This is a genomic window from Porphyromonas pasteri (assembly GCF_014647755.1).
GTDB classification, from domain to species: Bacteria; Bacteroidota; Bacteroidia; order Bacteroidales; family Porphyromonadaceae; genus Porphyromonas; species Porphyromonas pasteri.
In genome coordinates, this window is record NZ_BMPU01000002.1 from 246,077 (window position 1) to 261,720 (window position 15,644).

The window sequence follows — 15,644 nt, forward strand, 5'->3', positions numbered from 1 at the left end:
AATAATGTCCTCTCAGCCCTATCGTATCCTTTATATTCTGGATGCACATACAGCTGTCGCCCCCTCGGAAGATGATCCCCGACTCCAGGTAGACCGCATCGCTATCTCTCGCCTCAATGCGGGAGATGACCGCGCTTGGGCCCTTACGGAGCAGGCGCACTTCATCCTCGTACTGACTCATGGATCGGTCTCTTGCTTCAGAGGCCTGCAGCGACTCATCTCAGGCATGCGGATGGAGCAGACACTCTTCGTCCATAATAATATGGAGGATGAGTGTACGGCCCTGATGCCGCAGCTGCGCCTGAGTGCTGCTGACTACCTCACGATACAGCGCTATGTCAAGTGCTATGATAGGGCTAATGCCACACAACTACATCGCTTCCTGGCGGCGCGCTTTGGGGGATTCGATTGGGCTTATGCGCCAGCGCAATATCCTCGCTGGCATGGGCTCTATGGTTATAGCGAAGAGGAAGAGCCTCAGCGCTTAGCTGAGGTCGTAGAGGCTCGGAGAGCAGGGCGGAGCATCATCGGGGTGATTATCCCCTTCTACCTCTATCGATCCGATAATCTCCGTCATGTGGATGCTTTGCTCGCGGCGCTACAGCATTTGGGAGTCGAGCCACATGCTTTGTTTTCCACGGGAGCGGAAGACGCTGTGACGGGTGAGCAAGGGATTAGCTATGCGCTGGATAGTTACTTCCGTAGTGAAGGAGAGGTCTTACCTCACTGCATCATCAATCTGATGCCTTATGCTTTGGGCATCTTTGAGCGTAGTGGTGCGATTTATACTCAGCCAGAAGATGCCTCTACAGGTATCCTCCGTCAGCTGGCGCTTCCCGTCCTGCAGACTTATGCAACGAACTATAGTGCAGAGGAGTACCATAGTCGTGTAGATGGACTGGATACCATTGGCCTGATCTCCAGTGTTTGCTATCCCGAACTTGATGGACAGGTAGATGCCTACCCCATTGCCACACGCGAGCTGAACGAGGAGGGTCTGCCTTACTTTGCTCCGCTCGATGACGAACTCCAATGGGTCGCCAGGCTGTCTGTACGCTGGGCGCAACTACAACGTAAGCCTCAGGAGAAGAAGCGCATTGCTATTATCTTCCACAATATGCCTCCGCGCAACGATAGTATAGGTTGTGCTGCGGGCTTGGATAGTCCAGCCTCGGTCTACCACCTCATCAATAGGCTACGTGAAGAGGGCATAGACCTACCGCACCATTATGCTGATGGAGATGATATCATTAGGCAGATTATCCGTGCGGTGACGAATGATCACTCTTGGCTGGATCCTCGAGAGGTGATAAGACGTGCTGTGGATCGTATTCCCTCGAAGCTTTATGAAGGATGGTTCGATGCACTCACTCCAGAGGTACAGCAGCGCTTGGTCGCCTCTTGGGGAGAAGCCCCAGGGACATTTCATGTCGTGGAGGGAGAGATGCCTGTGCCTGGGATGATCAATGGAAACGTCTTCATCGGCTTGCAACCACCTCGAGGCTATGAGGAGCATGCTGAAGCCATCTACCACAGTACGGATATAGTCTGTCCCCATTACTACATAGCTTTCTATCGCTGGATACGCTATGTCTTCCAGGCTGATCTCTTCATCCATGTCGGTACGCATGGGTCGCTGGAGTGGCTACCAGGTAAGGAAAAGGCTCTCTCTTGCTCCTGCTTTCCCCAGCTCAATACGCTGGATATGCCCCACCTATATATCTACCATACGGCAGTCATAGGCGAAGCTATTCAGGCGAAGCGTCGCTCGGCAGCCGTCTTGCTCCATCATATGGAGCCGGCAATGCGCGAAGGGGGAGCTTATGGCCCCTTGGCAGAATTTGATGTACGACTCAATAGCTACATCAGTGGAGCTGTCGCCGAGAGTCAACGTCCTATACTACGTGAAGCCCTCCTTGAAGAAGCACGCTCCTTAGAGCTGCATCAAGACCTTGGCTATTCACGAGAAGGCGATGTCGAAGAGAGTTTCTTCATTGAGCTTCATAACTGGCTCGCGGATCTCAAAGCCTCTATGGTGCGTGATGGCTTGCACATCTTCGGTCAGCCCCCTATGGAGGAGCGGATGGAGGCGAGCATACGTATGCTGCTCCGCTTGCCGCACGGATCGGTGACGACCTTGTTGGATGGTCTGGCTCGATACTATGGCTATACAGAGGAGTCTTTATTAATGGAGCTCGATGCTAAGATAAGCCCAACGCATACGGCGTCGATGATGATCGATGAACTGACGGAACGAGGGCAACAGCTTATTGAAGCTATGCTTGCGGATGGCTTTATAGCACAGCCTGCAGGCGAGCTGTTACAGACGATACTTGGTGATTGTCTCGGAGAGGAGAAGTCTTTGCGAGGCGTCTTACAGCTTGCGATAGATGGGGTCTATCCACGTCTCTGTCGCATCACCGAGGAGTTGGATCACTGTGCCCTCGGCGTGCGTGGGGGCTTTGTCCCGCCTTCTAAGGGAGGTAGTCCGAGCAGAGGTCAGTTGGAGATTCTCCCCACAGGGCGCAATATGTATGCGATCGATCCCAGTGAGATCCCCTCACATGCGGCCTATCAGATAGGTGTGCGGCTTGGTCAGCAGCTCTTGGAGAAGCATCTTAATACCTCTGGAAGTCTACCTGAAAGCACTGCTTTTGTTCTCTATTCAGGTGACCAAATGCGTACCCATGGCGAAGATATTGGTGAGATACTTTGGTTGATGGGGCTACGTCCTCAGTGGCTCAGTGAGCACTCCGATAAGGTCATCGGTCTGGAGGTTATCCCCTTGTCAGAGCTCGGACGTCCTCGTCTGGATGTCGTGTCACGTATCTCAGGGCTCCTTCGTGATACTTTCCCGACACTGATCACGCTACTTGACGAGGCGGTTCAGCTTGTGCTCTCCCTTGATGAGCCTATAGAAGCGAACTGGGTGAAAAAGCACTATGAGGAGGAAGTGGCTGAGCTTCGAGCTGCAGGGATAGATCCAGGGACAGCACGCCAAGAAGCTAAGCTCCGAGTCTTCGGTTGTCCTCCAGGTACCTATGGTGGGGGGGTAGCTGTTTTGGTAGAGACGAAGCAATGGCAGAGTAGTGATGATCTTGGTGAGACGGCTATTACCTGGGGGTGTCATGCTTATAGCCAAGAGCTACACGGCCGTGTATCTCGAGGGGCTTTTGAGCGTAAGCTTGCTCGGGTCGAGGCGACGGTCAAGAATCAGAATATCATTGGCTTTGATCTCTATGATATTGATGACGAATACATCTATCACGGAGGAATCATCGCTGCCGTAAAGAAGCTACGGGGTCAGGCTCCTATGTCCTATTATGGTAATACCTCTGATCCGCGGCATAGTGTCGTGCGTACGCTTTCTGAAGAGTCGGCACGGGTGCTGCGCTCCCGCCTTCTTAACCCGCTATGGATCGAGGGACTTAAGCGCCATGGATATCGTGGGGCCTATGATGTGGCATACAATATGGATAATGTCTTTGGGTGGGATGCGACTGCGGACAGTGTCTTAGATTGGAACTACGAAGCCCTTGCCTCACATTTTCTGGGAGATCCCTCCAATAGGGAGTGGCTCAAGTCTGCCAATCCTTGGGCACTCTATGAGATAGCTCAGCGTCTCTTGGAAGCTGCTCAGCGAGGTATGTGGCAAGCCAAGCCTGAGACGATAGAGATGATTACTGAGATATACCTCTCCTGTGAGGGGGTGCTGGAGGAGGGTAGTTCGGGATAATTCATCGGATGCCTTCTCCTTGAGCTGTTCCATTCGACTGCACTCCAGCCCGTGACTCATTAGCTTTTACTCGTCCTCACAATACCTCTCTCATTATGTCTTCTTGCACAGCTTCTGTGGACTCGATCACTCATCCTTATTATTTCCCCTTCTCTGCTATCGTAGGGCAGGAGAAGATGAAGCGAGCCTTACTGCTCAATCTCATAGATCCTACCCTCGGAGGTGTACTCATCCTCGGGGAAAAAGGCACAGCAAAGTCGACCATTGTACGAGCTTTGAGCCAACTCCTCGAGGGACTCTCCGTCGTGGAGCTCCCTATTGCTACGACGGAGGATAAGCTCGTTGGTTCGATCGATGTGGAGCATGCTTTGTCTACGGGAGAGCTACGCTTCTCTCCTGGTATCTTGGCGCGTGCTCATAAGCAGATTCTCTATGTCGATGAAGTGAATCTCCTCGAGGACTACTTGGTCGATATCCTCTTAGATGTCGCAGCGATGGGCATCAATCATATAGAGCGTGAGGGGATCTCGCATAGTCACCCTGCACGCTTCACGCTCGTCGGGACGATGAATCCAGAAGAGGGTAGCCTGCGCCCTCAGCTTCTCGACCGCTTTGCTTTGTCCGTAGAAGTGCACGGAGAGCGAAGTGTCTCGGACCGCTGTGAGGTGCTGCAGCGACGACTCGACTACGAACGAGATCCACAGGCCTTTTGTGCCCGATATCGAGAGGAAGAAGCTGTCCTTGCCGAACGAGTGCGCCAGGCTCGCCTGCTCTTGCCTCAACTGCGCTATACTGAGCCTCTCTTGGAGCTTATTGCTCGTCTGGGTATTGAGCTGGAGGTCGATGGACATCGCTCGGATATTATGCTCCTCAAAGCGGCTTTGGCTACCGCAGCTCTCGAAGGAGCTACGGAGCTCAGTGCCGAGCATGTCTATACGGCGGCCGAATTGGTGCTGCCCCACCGACTGAGACGCTTACCATTTGAAGAGCGTTACTTTGCAGCTGAAGATATTCGTCAGCTGTGTGAGCGCTTGTTCCAAGAGTGTGTAACTAAGCTGCAATAGGAGAGAAAGAGATGGGGGCGCATACCTTCTCTCAGTGGATAGGTGCAGAGGTAGCACGTCAGGCACTTATCATCACTCTGATCCGTAGGCAGGGAGCAAGTCTTCTCCTGAGCGGAGGCAGTGGTACGGGTAAGTCTATGCTGCTCTCTTGCATCGCCTCGATGTATCCTGAGGACGTGATCTATTTACCTCTTCATCTGAGTCCAGAGATGCTCTATGCCCGATATATGCTGGATACTGATGGAGGATTGCGCTTATCTCCAGGCTTTCTTGCTCGGCTTGAAGGACGTGTCTTATTGGTGGAGCAGCTCCCACTTCATAGTCGTGAGCTGCTCGGTCAGCTGATGGTCTACCAAGAACAATTGCCTGAGGAGAGACGCTGTACGCTCATCGCTACCACTAACCCCGAAGAAGGCGCAGTGCCATCGGCGCTCCTGGATAAATTCGATCTCTTTGTTGAGCTCCATCCTACGCTGGATGTGGCTCTGCGTAAACGTATCCTTAGCGAAGCTCTCCGCATCCCTAAATCAGGTGAGGACATGACCTTCCTTAGCCTGGTGGAGGCAGCGCGCCAGCGATTGGGAGGAATGAGGATCGGGAAGGAGCTGCAGAAGTATGTCGTTCAGGTCTGTGCTGATCCTCTGACTTTAGGGCATAGAGGAGAGCTGGCTTTGGCTCATAGCGCTCTGGCATGGGCTGCTTGGCAGGGAAAGCGACAGGCAGAGCGGGGCGATGTCGATGCAGTCCGTCAGTTAGCTTTGGCTCATCGCTGGCTGGAGACGCACCCTGAGCCCCCTGCAGAGCTGCCCGATGACGAGGAGCAAGCGCAGGATTTCTCTTCTGATCATCACGAGGAAGGGGAATCAGAGGGGGGGGGAGACACTGAGATGATGAGAGGAGGGGATAACCCTGTTTCTTATGCTGAAGAGACAAACAACTCTCTGGATGCCTCGCACGCAGAGGACGAGCAGCAAGATGTTCCGATGATCCCTCCGCTCCAGTCGACGCCGAAGGAAGACCCCCATACATCGAGCAGAGCGAGCTTACAGCAGGCTAAGGAGGCATACCTACTACACCAACCCTTGGAGACGAGGGAACGTCATCTGAAGGAATCTCTGGGCTCGGGGCGTCGTCTGTATAGTGACCAGCCGAGTCAGCGAGGGCGCTTAGGTCGCGTGCGTCCATATAGTACTCAGTGTCCCCAGCTCTCCCTGCCCGCTACGATACGAGCGGCCATCCCCTACCAATATCTACGTCAGCGCCATCTCAAGGATCCGACTATGAAGCTCTGTATTCATCCAGAAGACTACCGCAGTAGGCAGCTACATCATCGAGGCGGGTATCATATCCTATTCGTCCTGGATGTGTCTGGATCTATGGGGGTGCGCGAGCGCATGAGCCTTGTCAAGGGGACCATCATCGAGCTGCTCAAAGAGGCGTATGCTAAGCGTGATAAGGTCGGACTTATCACATTTGCACAAGATGAAGCGGAGCTGCGCCTGCCGTTCACGCATAGTGCTGAGCGGGCAGCACACTTGATGCAAGATATTCGTACGGGAGGTCGCACCCCACTGTGGCTTGCCATAGAGCGTGCTGGCGAATATCTTGATGCAGAGCGACGCCGTGTGGCGGAATGTCTGCCTGTGGTACTTCTCCTGACGGATGGTCGTGCGACTTCGGCGCAGCGCAGTGAGAACCATGCGATGCGCATAGCGGAGGCCGCTAAGATGCTGCAGCGCCGCTGTTATCGCTGTCTGATTATAGATACCGAGAGTGGCTTTATTCGTCTCAAGCAAGCGCGTCATCTTGCAGAGTCGCTCCAAGCCGAATACTATCATCTGGATGAATTGGCCCAGTTGCGTAGCCTCCTTCATCCCCGATAAATCCTACTATAGATGTCCCGTTCTACTTCTCATACCCCGAGCTTAGAGCAAGGTGAGATGCTCTTCCGTACCCCTATGGGCGATGCGGTGTACTTTGCACAAGAGGCGATGATTATTTCTTTTTCAGGGCAACGTGGTGTCGTGAGTAGCTCCAATCTTAATGGTGGCTACCGCAATGACCTCCACTATGTGTTCAATCACAGTGTCGGGCGCGACCCAGATATCCTTCAGAAGCGATGCCCAGGGCTCAAGGGTGGGAATATCATAGAGCACTATACTGTCATCGCCTCAGAGCTGGGCTTGGATCCAGAGCGTACGACGGGAATGGGTACAGCTGCACTTATCGAGAATCATGCTCGAGCAGAGCGCACCTATCATGGGGTAACTGTGCAGGCCATAGCTACTGCGGGTATCGATGTCAATGGAGGCCGTGCCGGAGACAAGGCCAGTTATGATGAGTTCGAGCAGCGAAGCCTATTGCCTCCTCCTGGTACGATCAATGTGTTCCTATTTATTGATGCATATCTTGATCCTGGGGCGCTTACTCGTGCGCTCATCACGGCTACCGAAGCTAAGGCAGCTGCTTTGCAGGAATTGATGGCTCCGAGTCGCTATTCGGAAGGGCTGGCGACGGGGTCGGGAACAGATAGCCTCATCGCAGTCTGCAATGAAGAATCTCCCGTTGTCCTCTACGGGGCGGGGAAACACGTCCTTCTTGGTGAGATGATCGGTCAGTCTGTGAAGGAGGCCGTGACGAAAGCTCTGGAGCGACAGTCCGGGATGAATGCTCAGCGGCAAAGCTCGTTCCTCCAGCAGGGAATACGCTACGGGCTAGGGATTGAGGATCTTCTTGCTCTTTATCAAGCACGTTATTCGGCGAGTGCTCAGGACGAAGCGACTCTTCGGGAGGCCCTCCAGCGGCTTGCCTCCGATAGCCACCTCTGCGCTGCCGTTGCTTCGATTCTCCACCTTGTGGATCAGTGGCGATGGGGGCTTATCAGTTGGGCGAGTCTTATGGACTTATCACAACTTACCTTCTCCTATGTCTCCCAGCGCTACCGACTGGATCCCTGTGGACTCTCGATAGAGCAAGGCAAAACTCCTTGCTATGAACTCATCTTAGACGAGCTGCGCAGCCTCCTGATTCTACTCCTCTATAGAGAAGTAGGCTCTTAACTATCACCTCTTAACTAAAAGCAATTATGAAGAAGACATTGCTTCTTCTTGCGGCGATAGCTCCAGCGACAGCTGTGGCTCAGATCGCAAGTACGGACAGTATCGCCACGCACGAGCTGGACAAGGTACTTGTCTACTCTACGCGAACGGCTGTGCCACTCAAGCAAGTGCCTGGGAAAATCGAAGTTATCCGCCCCGAAGCTATTGCGACGTCTGGTCTGCTTCTGCACACTATGATGTCACAAAGCAGCTACATGTAGGAGCGAACTTCCGCAATATCTTCTCCGAATACTATACGGAGAAGGATGGCTACCATATGCCAGGGCGTTCGATTCAGTTCTCTGCGTCTTACCGCTTCTAAGCTAAATAACTACCTCCTTTATCACAAGGGGCGCTGAAGGCATTTAGCCTTTGGTGCCCCTTGTGGCTTTGGCTATTTGGTCGATGTGCTTTCTGCAGTCCGTCATCCTTGTCCGTAGTCGCTTCATCTCTTTTTCTTAGACTTTTCTCCCTCGGTAGCTCCGAGTGGAGTGCATCGCGTCCAGGGCGTCTGCTCCACCGCTGGGGAGCAAACTTTCCAGCGGTGGAAAGTTTTCTTACCTCCCTTGAGACCATTGTGCAAGGCCATCGCTTCACAGCTTGCACTTTCCTCTGTCGAACTTCTCAGCCTAAAGCCTCCGATTTGCGAGGGAACGAAGTCCGAGTAATGAAGAGGTGGGCTTACACAATGTCATCTATAGGTATGGGTGCGTGGGTGAAGCTATATAGGATGGCGAAGAAAGCTATATAGCTTTGTGAAGTGACCTATATTAGAGTTGTTGCTCTGCGTAGGGATAAAAGTTGTGGACGAGTGGCAGAAAAGTTTGGGCTACGTACGTGGTCTTAAAATCTACGTGCGTGGATATTTGGATTTACGTGCCTGGTCTTTAAGACTACGTGCGTAGATGCGGAAAAGCCACTACGAGAAGGCGCTTTTTTCTTCACGAGAATGATGTTTTCCCCTCCGCTGGATAAGAGGAATACTCGCGATAAGGCGAGGGGCTTGTGTATCTCTTCGGAGAGGTATATCGGAGAGCTGGGTGTGCGATGCCTTAGCCCAATCGATAGAGGACAGGACTCCGCGCAACAGTCTCCCCTTGGAAAGCTTGCTTTCCTCAGGCAAAAAGCACTTCAATTCTTTGGAGCATCCTCTCGACGTGCAATGTGGACATCAAAGGAGGCTACTTGTAGCACCTGGAGGAGACCCCTACGATGTCGGTGTGATTTATCGCCAAGACCCGTGCTTGGTCTCGTGTCTGATGGAGTCTTGGGTGGAAACTGCTGAGCGCAACGTGTGATGGAGCCCTGATCTATCGTATTGTATATTCGCAGATTATGTGTACCTTTGTGCACCCGTGGTATATGCCTGTGGTGTGTACTGCGACTACTAAAGAGTAGATAAGTTATTCAAACATAAGTAGAAACGAAATGCCAACTATTCAACAATTGGTTAGAAAGGGACGTGAGTCACTCGTCGAGAAGGGTAAGAGCCCTGCTCTGGACTCCTGCCCCCAACGCCGAGGCGTCTGTGTGCGTGTGTACACGACGACCCCTAAGAAGCCAAACTCTGCGATGCGTAAGGTCGCTCGTGTCCGCCTGACGAATGGTAAGGAAGTCAATGCCTACATCCCAGGTGAAGGTCACAACCTGCAGGAGCACAGCATCGTGCTGGTACGTGGTGGTCGTGTAAAGGACCTCCCAGGGGTACGTTATCACATCGTACGTGGCTCGCTCGATACAGCTGGTGTCAATGGCCGTCTGCAGCGTCGCTCCAAGTATGGTGCTAAGCGTCCTAAGCCCGGTCAGGCAGCTGCTCCAGCAAAGGGTAAGAAGTAATTCTCCCTCCGGCGAAAAAAAACTAACCCCCGAGAGCTCGTGCAGCTCTCACCTGGCGAGCCCGCCACATATATATAATGTATAGGGCCGCCAAGCTAAGAGTCAATAGAACCAAGTTTCTTGAGTTCGTTGGATAGGCTATCAAGGTTGAGTAAATGCTCCAGCGGGAGCGTTGAAGTAAGATCACAGCACAACCAATCGACAGAAACGCAATTTACATTAAGCAATGAGAAAAGCTAAACCCAAAAAGAGACAGGTACTCCCTGATCCCGTATTTGGTGACGTTAAGGTGACGAAGTTCGTTAATCACCTGATGTACGACGGTAAGAAGAGCATCGCCTTCGATATCTTCTACACCGCGCTCGAGATTGTAGGCAAGAAGATCCAGCAGGAAGACAAGTCTGCCCTGGAGATCTGGAAGGCTGCCCTCGACAACATCACTCCTCAGGTAGAAGTCAAGAGCCGCCGTATCGGTGGTGCTACCTTCCAGGTGCCTACCGAAATCCGCGCCGAGCGTAAGGAATCTATCTCCATGAAGAATCTCATCCTCTTTGCTCGCAAGCGTGGTGGTAAGACCATGGCAGATAAGCTTGCTGCAGAGATCGTGGATGCATTCAATAGCCAAGGTGCCGCCTTCAAGCGCAAGGAAGATATGCACCGTATGGCAGAAGCCAACCGCGCATTTGCTCACTTCCGATTCTAAGAATAGCAAAAGACAATGGCTGACAACAAACACTTAGAGCTCACGAGAAACATCGGCATCATGGCCCACATCGATGCCGGTAAGACGACTACGTCTGAGCGTATCCTCTTTTATACGGGTCTGACCCACAAGATCGGTGAAGTACACGATGGTGGTGCTACGATGGACTGGATGGAGCAGGAGCAGGAGCGTGGTATCACGATTACCTCCGCTGCTACGACTACCTTCTGGAACTACGACAACACCAAGTACAAGATCAATCTCATCGACACCCCAGGGCACGTTGACTTCACTGTCGAAGTAGAGCGCTCGCTCCGTATCCTCGATGGTGCTGTCGCTACGTTCTGTGCTGTCGGTGGTGTACAGCCCCAGAGTGAGACCGTATGGCGTCAGGCTGACAAGTACCGCGTACCCCGCGTGTGCTACGTCAACAAGATGGACCGCTCCGGTGCTAACTTCTTCGAAGTAGTACGTCAGATCAAGACCATCCTCGGTGCTACCCCTTGCCCCATCCAGATCCCCGTCGGTCAGGAAGAAACTTTCCGCGGTGTCGTTGACCTCGTCACGATGAAGGCTCTTGTCTGGGATGACGAGACGATGGGTGCTCACTACGACACGATCGATATCCCTGCTGAGCTGCAGGCTGAAGCCGAAGAATGGCGTGATAAGATGCTTGAGACGCTCGCTGACTGCGATGACGTCCTCATGGAGAAGTACTTCGACGATCCCTCTACGATCACCGAAGACGAGATCCGCGCTGCCCTGCGTAAGGGTACGCTCGCGATGAAGATCAACCCCATGCTCTGCGGTTCTTCATTCAAGAACAAGGGTGTCCAGACCCTCCTCGACGCTGTCGCAGCTTACCTGCCCAGCCCTATGGATACCCCCGAAGTCATCGGTACCGACCCCGATGATCCTGAAAAGGAAATCATCCGTAAGGTAGACCCCAGCTCGCCTCTGACGGCTCTGGCGTTCAAGATCGCTACGGACCCCTATGTAGGTCGTCTCTGCTTCTTCCGCGTGTACGCTGGTGAGCTGCCTGCAGGCTCCTACGTCTACAACTCCCGCTCGGGCAAGAAGGAACGTATCTCACGCCTCTTCCAGATGCACTCCAACAAGCAGAACCCTATGGAAGTCATCGGCTGCGGTGACATCGGTGCTGGTGTAGGCTTCAAGGATATCCGTACGGGTGACACGCTCTGCGCCGAAGATGCTCCTATCATCCTCGAGTCTATCGACTTCCCCGAGCCCGTTATCGGTATCGCTGTCGAGCCTAAGACGCAGAAGGATATGGACAAGATGGGTGTCGGTCTGGCTAAGCTCGCCGAAGAAGACCCCACCTTCCGTGTGCAGACCAACGAAGAGACCGGTCAGACCGTCATCAGCGGTATGGGTGAGCTCCACCTGGAGATCATTATCGACCGTCTGAAGCGCGAATTCAAGGTCGAAGCTAACCAGGGTAAGCCCCAGGTATCTTATAAGGAAGCTATCACGAAGCCCGTTGAGCTCCGTGAAGTCTACAAGAAGCAGACGGGTGGTCGCGGTAAGTTCGCTGACATCATCGTCCGTGTAGAGCCCGCCGACGAAGGCTTCGAAGGCGATCTGCAGTTCGTAGACGAAGTCAAGGGCGGTAACGTGCCTAAGGAATTCATCCCCTCTGTACAGAAGGGCTTCCAGAAGGCTATGACCAACGGTGTCCTCGCAGGCTATGCGCTGGATAAGCTGAAGGTGACGCTCCTCGACGGTTCGTTCCACCCCGTGGACTCTGACCAGCTCTCCTTCGAGATCTGTGCTATCCAGGCATTCAAGAATGCTGCTGCTCAGGCAGGTCCCGTTCTCCTCGAGCCTATCATGAAGCTCGAAGTCGATACGCCTGAAGAAAGCATGGGTGACGTGATCGGTGACCTCAACAAGCGTCGCGGTCAGGTAGAAGGTATGGACAGCACTCCTTCGGGTGCACGCCTTGTGAAGGCTAAGGTGCCTCTGGCAGAGATGTTCGGTTACGTGACGAGCCTCCGTACGATCACTTCCGGTCGTGCTACCTCGTCGATGACCTTCTCTCACTACGAAGCAGTATCCTCTTCTATCGCTCGCCAGGTCCTCGAGGAAGTAGGCGGCCGTGTAGATCTCATCAAGTAAATAGTACTATAACAGAGATATGAGCCAAAAGATTAGAATTAAGTTGAAGTCGTACGATCACACCCTGCTCGACAAGTCGGCAGAGAAGATCGTCAAGACCGTCAAGGCCTCTGGTGCTGTAGTCAGCGGACCAATTCCCCTGCCCACGCACAAGCGTATCTTCACGGTGAACCGCTCGACCTTCGTCAACAAGAAGAGCCGCGAGCAGTTCGAGCTTAGCTCCTACAAGCGACTCATCGACATCTACAACTCCACGGCTGAGACGATCGATGCTCTCATGAAGCTCGAGCTCCCCAGCGGTGTAGAAGTAGAAATCAAGGTGTGATTATTAATACGAAACTGAAATGCCAGGTTTATTAGGAAAGAAAATCGGAATGACATCCGTGTTCAGTGCCGAGGGGAAGAACATCCCATGCACTGTTATTGAAGTAGGTCCTTGCGTGGTGACGCAGATCAAGTCTCTGGAAAAGGATGGCTATGAAGCACTTCAGCTTGGGTTCGTTGATGCTAAGGAAAAGCACACGTCCAAGCCTCTTCAGGGTCACTTCCAGAAGGCTGGCGTTGCTCCCAAGCGACACTTGGCCGAGTTCAAGGGGTTCGATTGCAGCCAGTATAATCTGGGTGATGTGATCGACGTGAATTTCTTCGAAGGGACGGTATTCGTCGACGTCGTCGGTACCTCCAAGGGTAAGGGATTCCAGGGTGTAGTCAAGCGCCACGGCTTCGGCGGTGTCGGTCAGGCTACGCACGGTCAGCACAACCGTCTTCGTGCTCCCGGGTCTGTAGGTGCGTGTTCGTATCCTGCTAAGGTCTTCAAGGGTACGCGTATGGCGGGCCAGACGGGTAATGAGCGTGTAACCGTTCAGAACCTCGAAGTGATCAAGGTAATGCCCGAGCACAACCTCCTCCTCATCAAGGGTAGCGTGCCAGGTGCTAAAGGTTCAATCGTTGTAATCGAAAAGTAAATGGAACTGAGTGTATATAACATCAAGGGAGAAGATACCGGTCGTAAGATCACGCTCGATGATGCTATCTTCGCTATCGAGCCTAACGACCACGCCATCTACTTAGACGTAAAGCAATTTTTGGCCAACCAGCGCCAGGGTACGCACAAGTCTAAGGAGCGTAGCGAAATCTCGGGTAGTACCCGCAAGCTCATCCGCCAGAAGGGCGGTGGCGGTGCTCGCCGTGGGGATATCAACTCTCCCGTACTCGTCGGTGGTGGTCGCGTCTTCGGGCCTACCCCACGTGACTATGGCTTCAAGCTCAACAAGAAGGTAAAGGCTCTGGCTCGCCGCTCGGCTCTGACCTACAAGGCTCAGAAGCAGGAGATCGTCGTAGTCGAAAACTTTGAGCTCGCTGCCCCCAAGACTAAGGACTTCGTCGCTCTGTCGAAGGCGCTTCAGGTCGCTGACAAGAAGGCCCTCTTCGTCGTCGAAGCTCTCTCGGACAACCTCGTCCTCTCTTCACGCAACCTCCGCACTGCTCGCGTGATGAACGCCTTCCAGCTGAACACCTACTCGGTGCTCGACTGCAAGAAGCTCATCCTCACCGAGGCTGCTGTTGCTGTGATCAACGAACAGTTTAAGGCATAATCAATAGGAGAAACGAATCATGGGAATTATCATCAAGCCGGTTATCACCGAGAAGACAACTGCCCTGACAGAGAAGACTGCTGAACGCTACGTCTTCCGTGTCTCTCCTGATGCCAACAAGATCGAGATCAAGAAGGCCATCGAGGCGCTGTACAATGTAAAGGTCGAGAGTGTAAACACCGTGAATTATAGCGGTAAGCGCAAGGCTCGCTATACGAAGAGTGGACTCATCCGCGGCAAGGTCGCTGCGTTTAAGAAGGCTGTCGTTACACTCGAGAAGGGTCAGACCATCGACTTTTACGCTAACATCTAAGTTCAACAATGGCAATACGTAAACTCAAGCCCACAACGCCGGGGCAAAGACATAAGGTTATTGGTGCGTTCGATAACATCACTGCCAGCGCACCAGAGAAGTCCCTTGTCGTAGGTAAGAAGAAGTCCGGTGGTCGTAACAACACCGGTAAGATGACTATGCGCTACATCGGTGGTGGTCACAAGCAGAAGCTTCGTCTCATCGACTTCAAGAGAAATAAGGACGGTATCCCTGCTACGGTCAAGAGCATCGAGTACGATCCCAATCGTACGGCTCGCATCGCTCTGCTGTACTACGCTGATGGTGCGAAGGCTTATATCCTCGCTCCCAACGGCCTGCAGGTAGGTCAGAAAGTGATGTCAGGTGCAGAAGCTGCGCCTGAGGTAGGGAACAGCCTCCCACTGGCTAACATCCCTGTCGGTACGATCATTCACAACATCGAGCTTCGTCCAGGTCAGGGCGCTAAGATGGTCCGCTCTGCTGGCGTCTTCGCTCAGCTTACTTCTCGCGAAGGTCTCTACGCCGTCATCAAGATGCCTTCGGGCGAGACGCGTCGTATCCTCTCCGCTTGTAAGGCTACCATCGGTGCCGTAGGCAACTCCGACCACGCTCTCGAGCGCTCCGGTAAGGCCGGTCGTAGCCGCTGGCTCGGCCGTCGTCCTCACAACCGTGGTGTCGTCATGAACCCTGTCGATCACCCAATGGGTGGTGGTGAAGGCCGCGCTTCTGGTGGTCACCCACGCTCACGTACGGGTCTCTACGCTAAGGGTCTCAAGACTCGTGCTCCTAAGAAGCACTCGTCTAAGTATATCATCGAGAGACGTAAGAAGTAACTGATTAATCAAAAAGAATTATGAGTCGTTCATTAAAGAAAGGTCCATATATCAACCTGAAGCTCGAGAAGAAGGTCTTGGCGATGAATGAATCCGGCAAGAAGGTCGTCATCAAGACTTGGGCTCGCGCCTCGATGATCAGCCCTGACTTCGTCGGTCATACGATTGCCGTACACAACGGGAATAAGTTCATCCCCGTCTTCATCACCGAAAACATGGTGGGTCACAAGCTCGGAGAATTCTCTCCCACGCGCACCTTCCGTGGTCACGGCGGTAATAAGAAGAAGTAATTCGGCTGGAAGTAATTCAGACCTTTAAGTAAGAAAA

At 53.1% G+C, this 15,644-nt stretch carries 14 protein-coding genes; all 14 read left to right on the top strand.

The genetic code is table 11. The features are described from left to right. Positions 1-4 precede the first annotated feature (4 nt). Entirely contained in the window at positions 5-3,736 is a 3,732-nt protein-coding gene (locus IEX77_RS04510) for a cobaltochelatase subunit CobN (protein WP_188807912.1), read from the top strand. Positions 3,737-3,831: 95 nt separating this feature from the next. Next, positions 3,832-4,800, top strand: coding sequence for a magnesium chelatase ATPase subunit I (locus IEX77_RS04515; protein WP_188807913.1), 969 nt, complete (start codon positions 3,832-3,834; stop codon positions 4,798-4,800). An 11-nt stretch (positions 4,801-4,811) separates the two neighbouring features. Beyond that, a complete protein-coding gene (locus tag IEX77_RS04520) occupies positions 4,812-6,683 on the top strand; it encodes a VWA domain-containing protein (protein ID WP_188807914.1) in 1,872 nt (623 codons plus the stop codon). Positions 6,684-6,695: 12 nt separating this feature from the next. Further along, the gene (locus IEX77_RS04525) at positions 6,696-7,859 is read left to right on the top strand and encodes an adenosylcobinamide amidohydrolase (RefSeq protein ID WP_188807915.1); all 1,164 of its coding nucleotides are present in this window, start codon (positions 6,696-6,698) and stop codon (positions 7,857-7,859) included. 26 nt (positions 7,860-7,885) lie between these two features. Continuing rightward, on the top strand, positions 7,886-8,119 hold the full coding sequence (locus tag IEX77_RS04530) for a hypothetical protein (RefSeq protein WP_188807916.1): 234 nt from the start codon (positions 7,886-7,888) through the stop codon (positions 8,117-8,119). A gap of 1,207 nt (positions 8,120-9,326) precedes the next feature. Beyond that, positions 9,327-9,734, top strand: a complete 408-nt coding sequence (gene rpsL / locus IEX77_RS04535; RefSeq protein ID WP_044114917.1) for a 30S ribosomal protein S12 — start codon at positions 9,327-9,329, stop codon at positions 9,732-9,734. Positions 9,735-9,960: 226 nt separating this feature from the next. Further along, complete coding sequence (rpsG, locus tag IEX77_RS04540) at positions 9,961-10,437, top strand: 30S ribosomal protein S7 (protein WP_044114916.1); 477 nt, start codon at positions 9,961-9,963, stop codon at positions 10,435-10,437. 15 nt (positions 10,438-10,452) lie between these two features. After that, on the top strand, positions 10,453-12,576 hold the full coding sequence (fusA, locus tag IEX77_RS04545; RefSeq protein ID WP_188807917.1) for an elongation factor G: 2,124 nt from the start codon (positions 10,453-10,455) through the stop codon (positions 12,574-12,576). A gap of 19 nt (positions 12,577-12,595) precedes the next feature. After that, on the top strand, positions 12,596-12,901 hold the full coding sequence (gene rpsJ / locus IEX77_RS04550) for a 30S ribosomal protein S10 (protein ID WP_005468099.1): 306 nt from the start codon (positions 12,596-12,598) through the stop codon (positions 12,899-12,901). A gap of 19 nt (positions 12,902-12,920) precedes the next feature. Continuing rightward, positions 12,921-13,541 (top strand): 50S ribosomal protein L3, encoded by a 621-nt coding sequence (rplC, locus tag IEX77_RS04555; protein WP_188807918.1) that lies wholly within the window; start codon positions 12,921-12,923, stop codon positions 13,539-13,541. Continuing rightward, positions 13,542-14,171, top strand: a complete 630-nt coding sequence (rplD, locus tag IEX77_RS04560) for a 50S ribosomal protein L4 (protein WP_009432235.1) — start codon at positions 13,542-13,544, stop codon at positions 14,169-14,171. A 19-nt stretch (positions 14,172-14,190) separates the two neighbouring features. Further along, a complete protein-coding gene (rplW, locus tag IEX77_RS04565) occupies positions 14,191-14,484 on the top strand; it encodes a 50S ribosomal protein L23 (RefSeq protein ID WP_009432241.1) in 294 nt (97 codons plus the stop codon). Positions 14,485-14,492: 8 nt separating this feature from the next. Further along, positions 14,493-15,317 (top strand): 50S ribosomal protein L2, encoded by an 825-nt coding sequence (gene rplB, locus IEX77_RS04570; RefSeq protein WP_044114911.1) that lies wholly within the window; start codon positions 14,493-14,495, stop codon positions 15,315-15,317. A gap of 20 nt (positions 15,318-15,337) precedes the next feature. Then, positions 15,338-15,607, top strand: a complete 270-nt coding sequence (gene rpsS, locus IEX77_RS04575) for a 30S ribosomal protein S19 (protein ID WP_009432244.1) — start codon at positions 15,338-15,340, stop codon at positions 15,605-15,607. Positions 15,608-15,644: the final 37 nt, after the last annotated feature.

Excerpts from the sequence above, each read along its gene's own strand:
- rpsL (WP_044114917.1), top strand. The coding sequence starts at position 9,327 with ATGCCAACTATTCAACAATTGGTTAGAAAGGGACGTGAGTCACTCGTC.
- rplB (WP_044114911.1), top strand. The coding sequence starts at position 14,493 with ATGGCAATACGTAAACTCAAGCCCACAACGCCGGGGCAAAGACATAAG.
- IEX77_RS04525 (WP_188807915.1), top strand. The coding sequence starts at position 6,696 with ATGTCCCGTTCTACTTCTCATACCCCGAGCTTAGAGCAAGGTGAGATG.
- IEX77_RS04520 (WP_188807914.1), top strand. The coding sequence starts at position 4,812 with ATGGGGGCGCATACCTTCTCTCAGTGGATAGGTGCAGAGGTAGCACGT.
- rplC (WP_188807918.1), top strand. The coding sequence starts at position 12,921 with ATGCCAGGTTTATTAGGAAAGAAAATCGGAATGACATCCGTGTTCAGT.
- rpsJ (WP_005468099.1), top strand. The coding sequence starts at position 12,596 with ATGAGCCAAAAGATTAGAATTAAGTTGAAGTCGTACGATCACACCCTG.
- IEX77_RS04510 (WP_188807912.1), top strand. The coding sequence starts at position 5 with ATGTCCTCTCAGCCCTATCGTATCCTTTATATTCTGGATGCACATACA.
- rpsG (WP_044114916.1), top strand. The coding sequence starts at position 9,961 with ATGAGAAAAGCTAAACCCAAAAAGAGACAGGTACTCCCTGATCCCGTA.
- rplW (WP_009432241.1), top strand. The coding sequence starts at position 14,191 with ATGGGAATTATCATCAAGCCGGTTATCACCGAGAAGACAACTGCCCTG.
- fusA (WP_188807917.1), top strand. The coding sequence starts at position 10,453 with ATGGCTGACAACAAACACTTAGAGCTCACGAGAAACATCGGCATCATG.
- rpsS (WP_009432244.1), top strand. The coding sequence starts at position 15,338 with ATGAGTCGTTCATTAAAGAAAGGTCCATATATCAACCTGAAGCTCGAG.
- rplD (WP_009432235.1), top strand. The coding sequence starts at position 13,542 with ATGGAACTGAGTGTATATAACATCAAGGGAGAAGATACCGGTCGTAAG.
- IEX77_RS04515 (WP_188807913.1), top strand. The coding sequence starts at position 3,832 with ATGTCTTCTTGCACAGCTTCTGTGGACTCGATCACTCATCCTTATTAT.
- IEX77_RS04530 (WP_188807916.1), top strand. The coding sequence starts at position 7,886 with ATGAAGAAGACATTGCTTCTTCTTGCGGCGATAGCTCCAGCGACAGCT.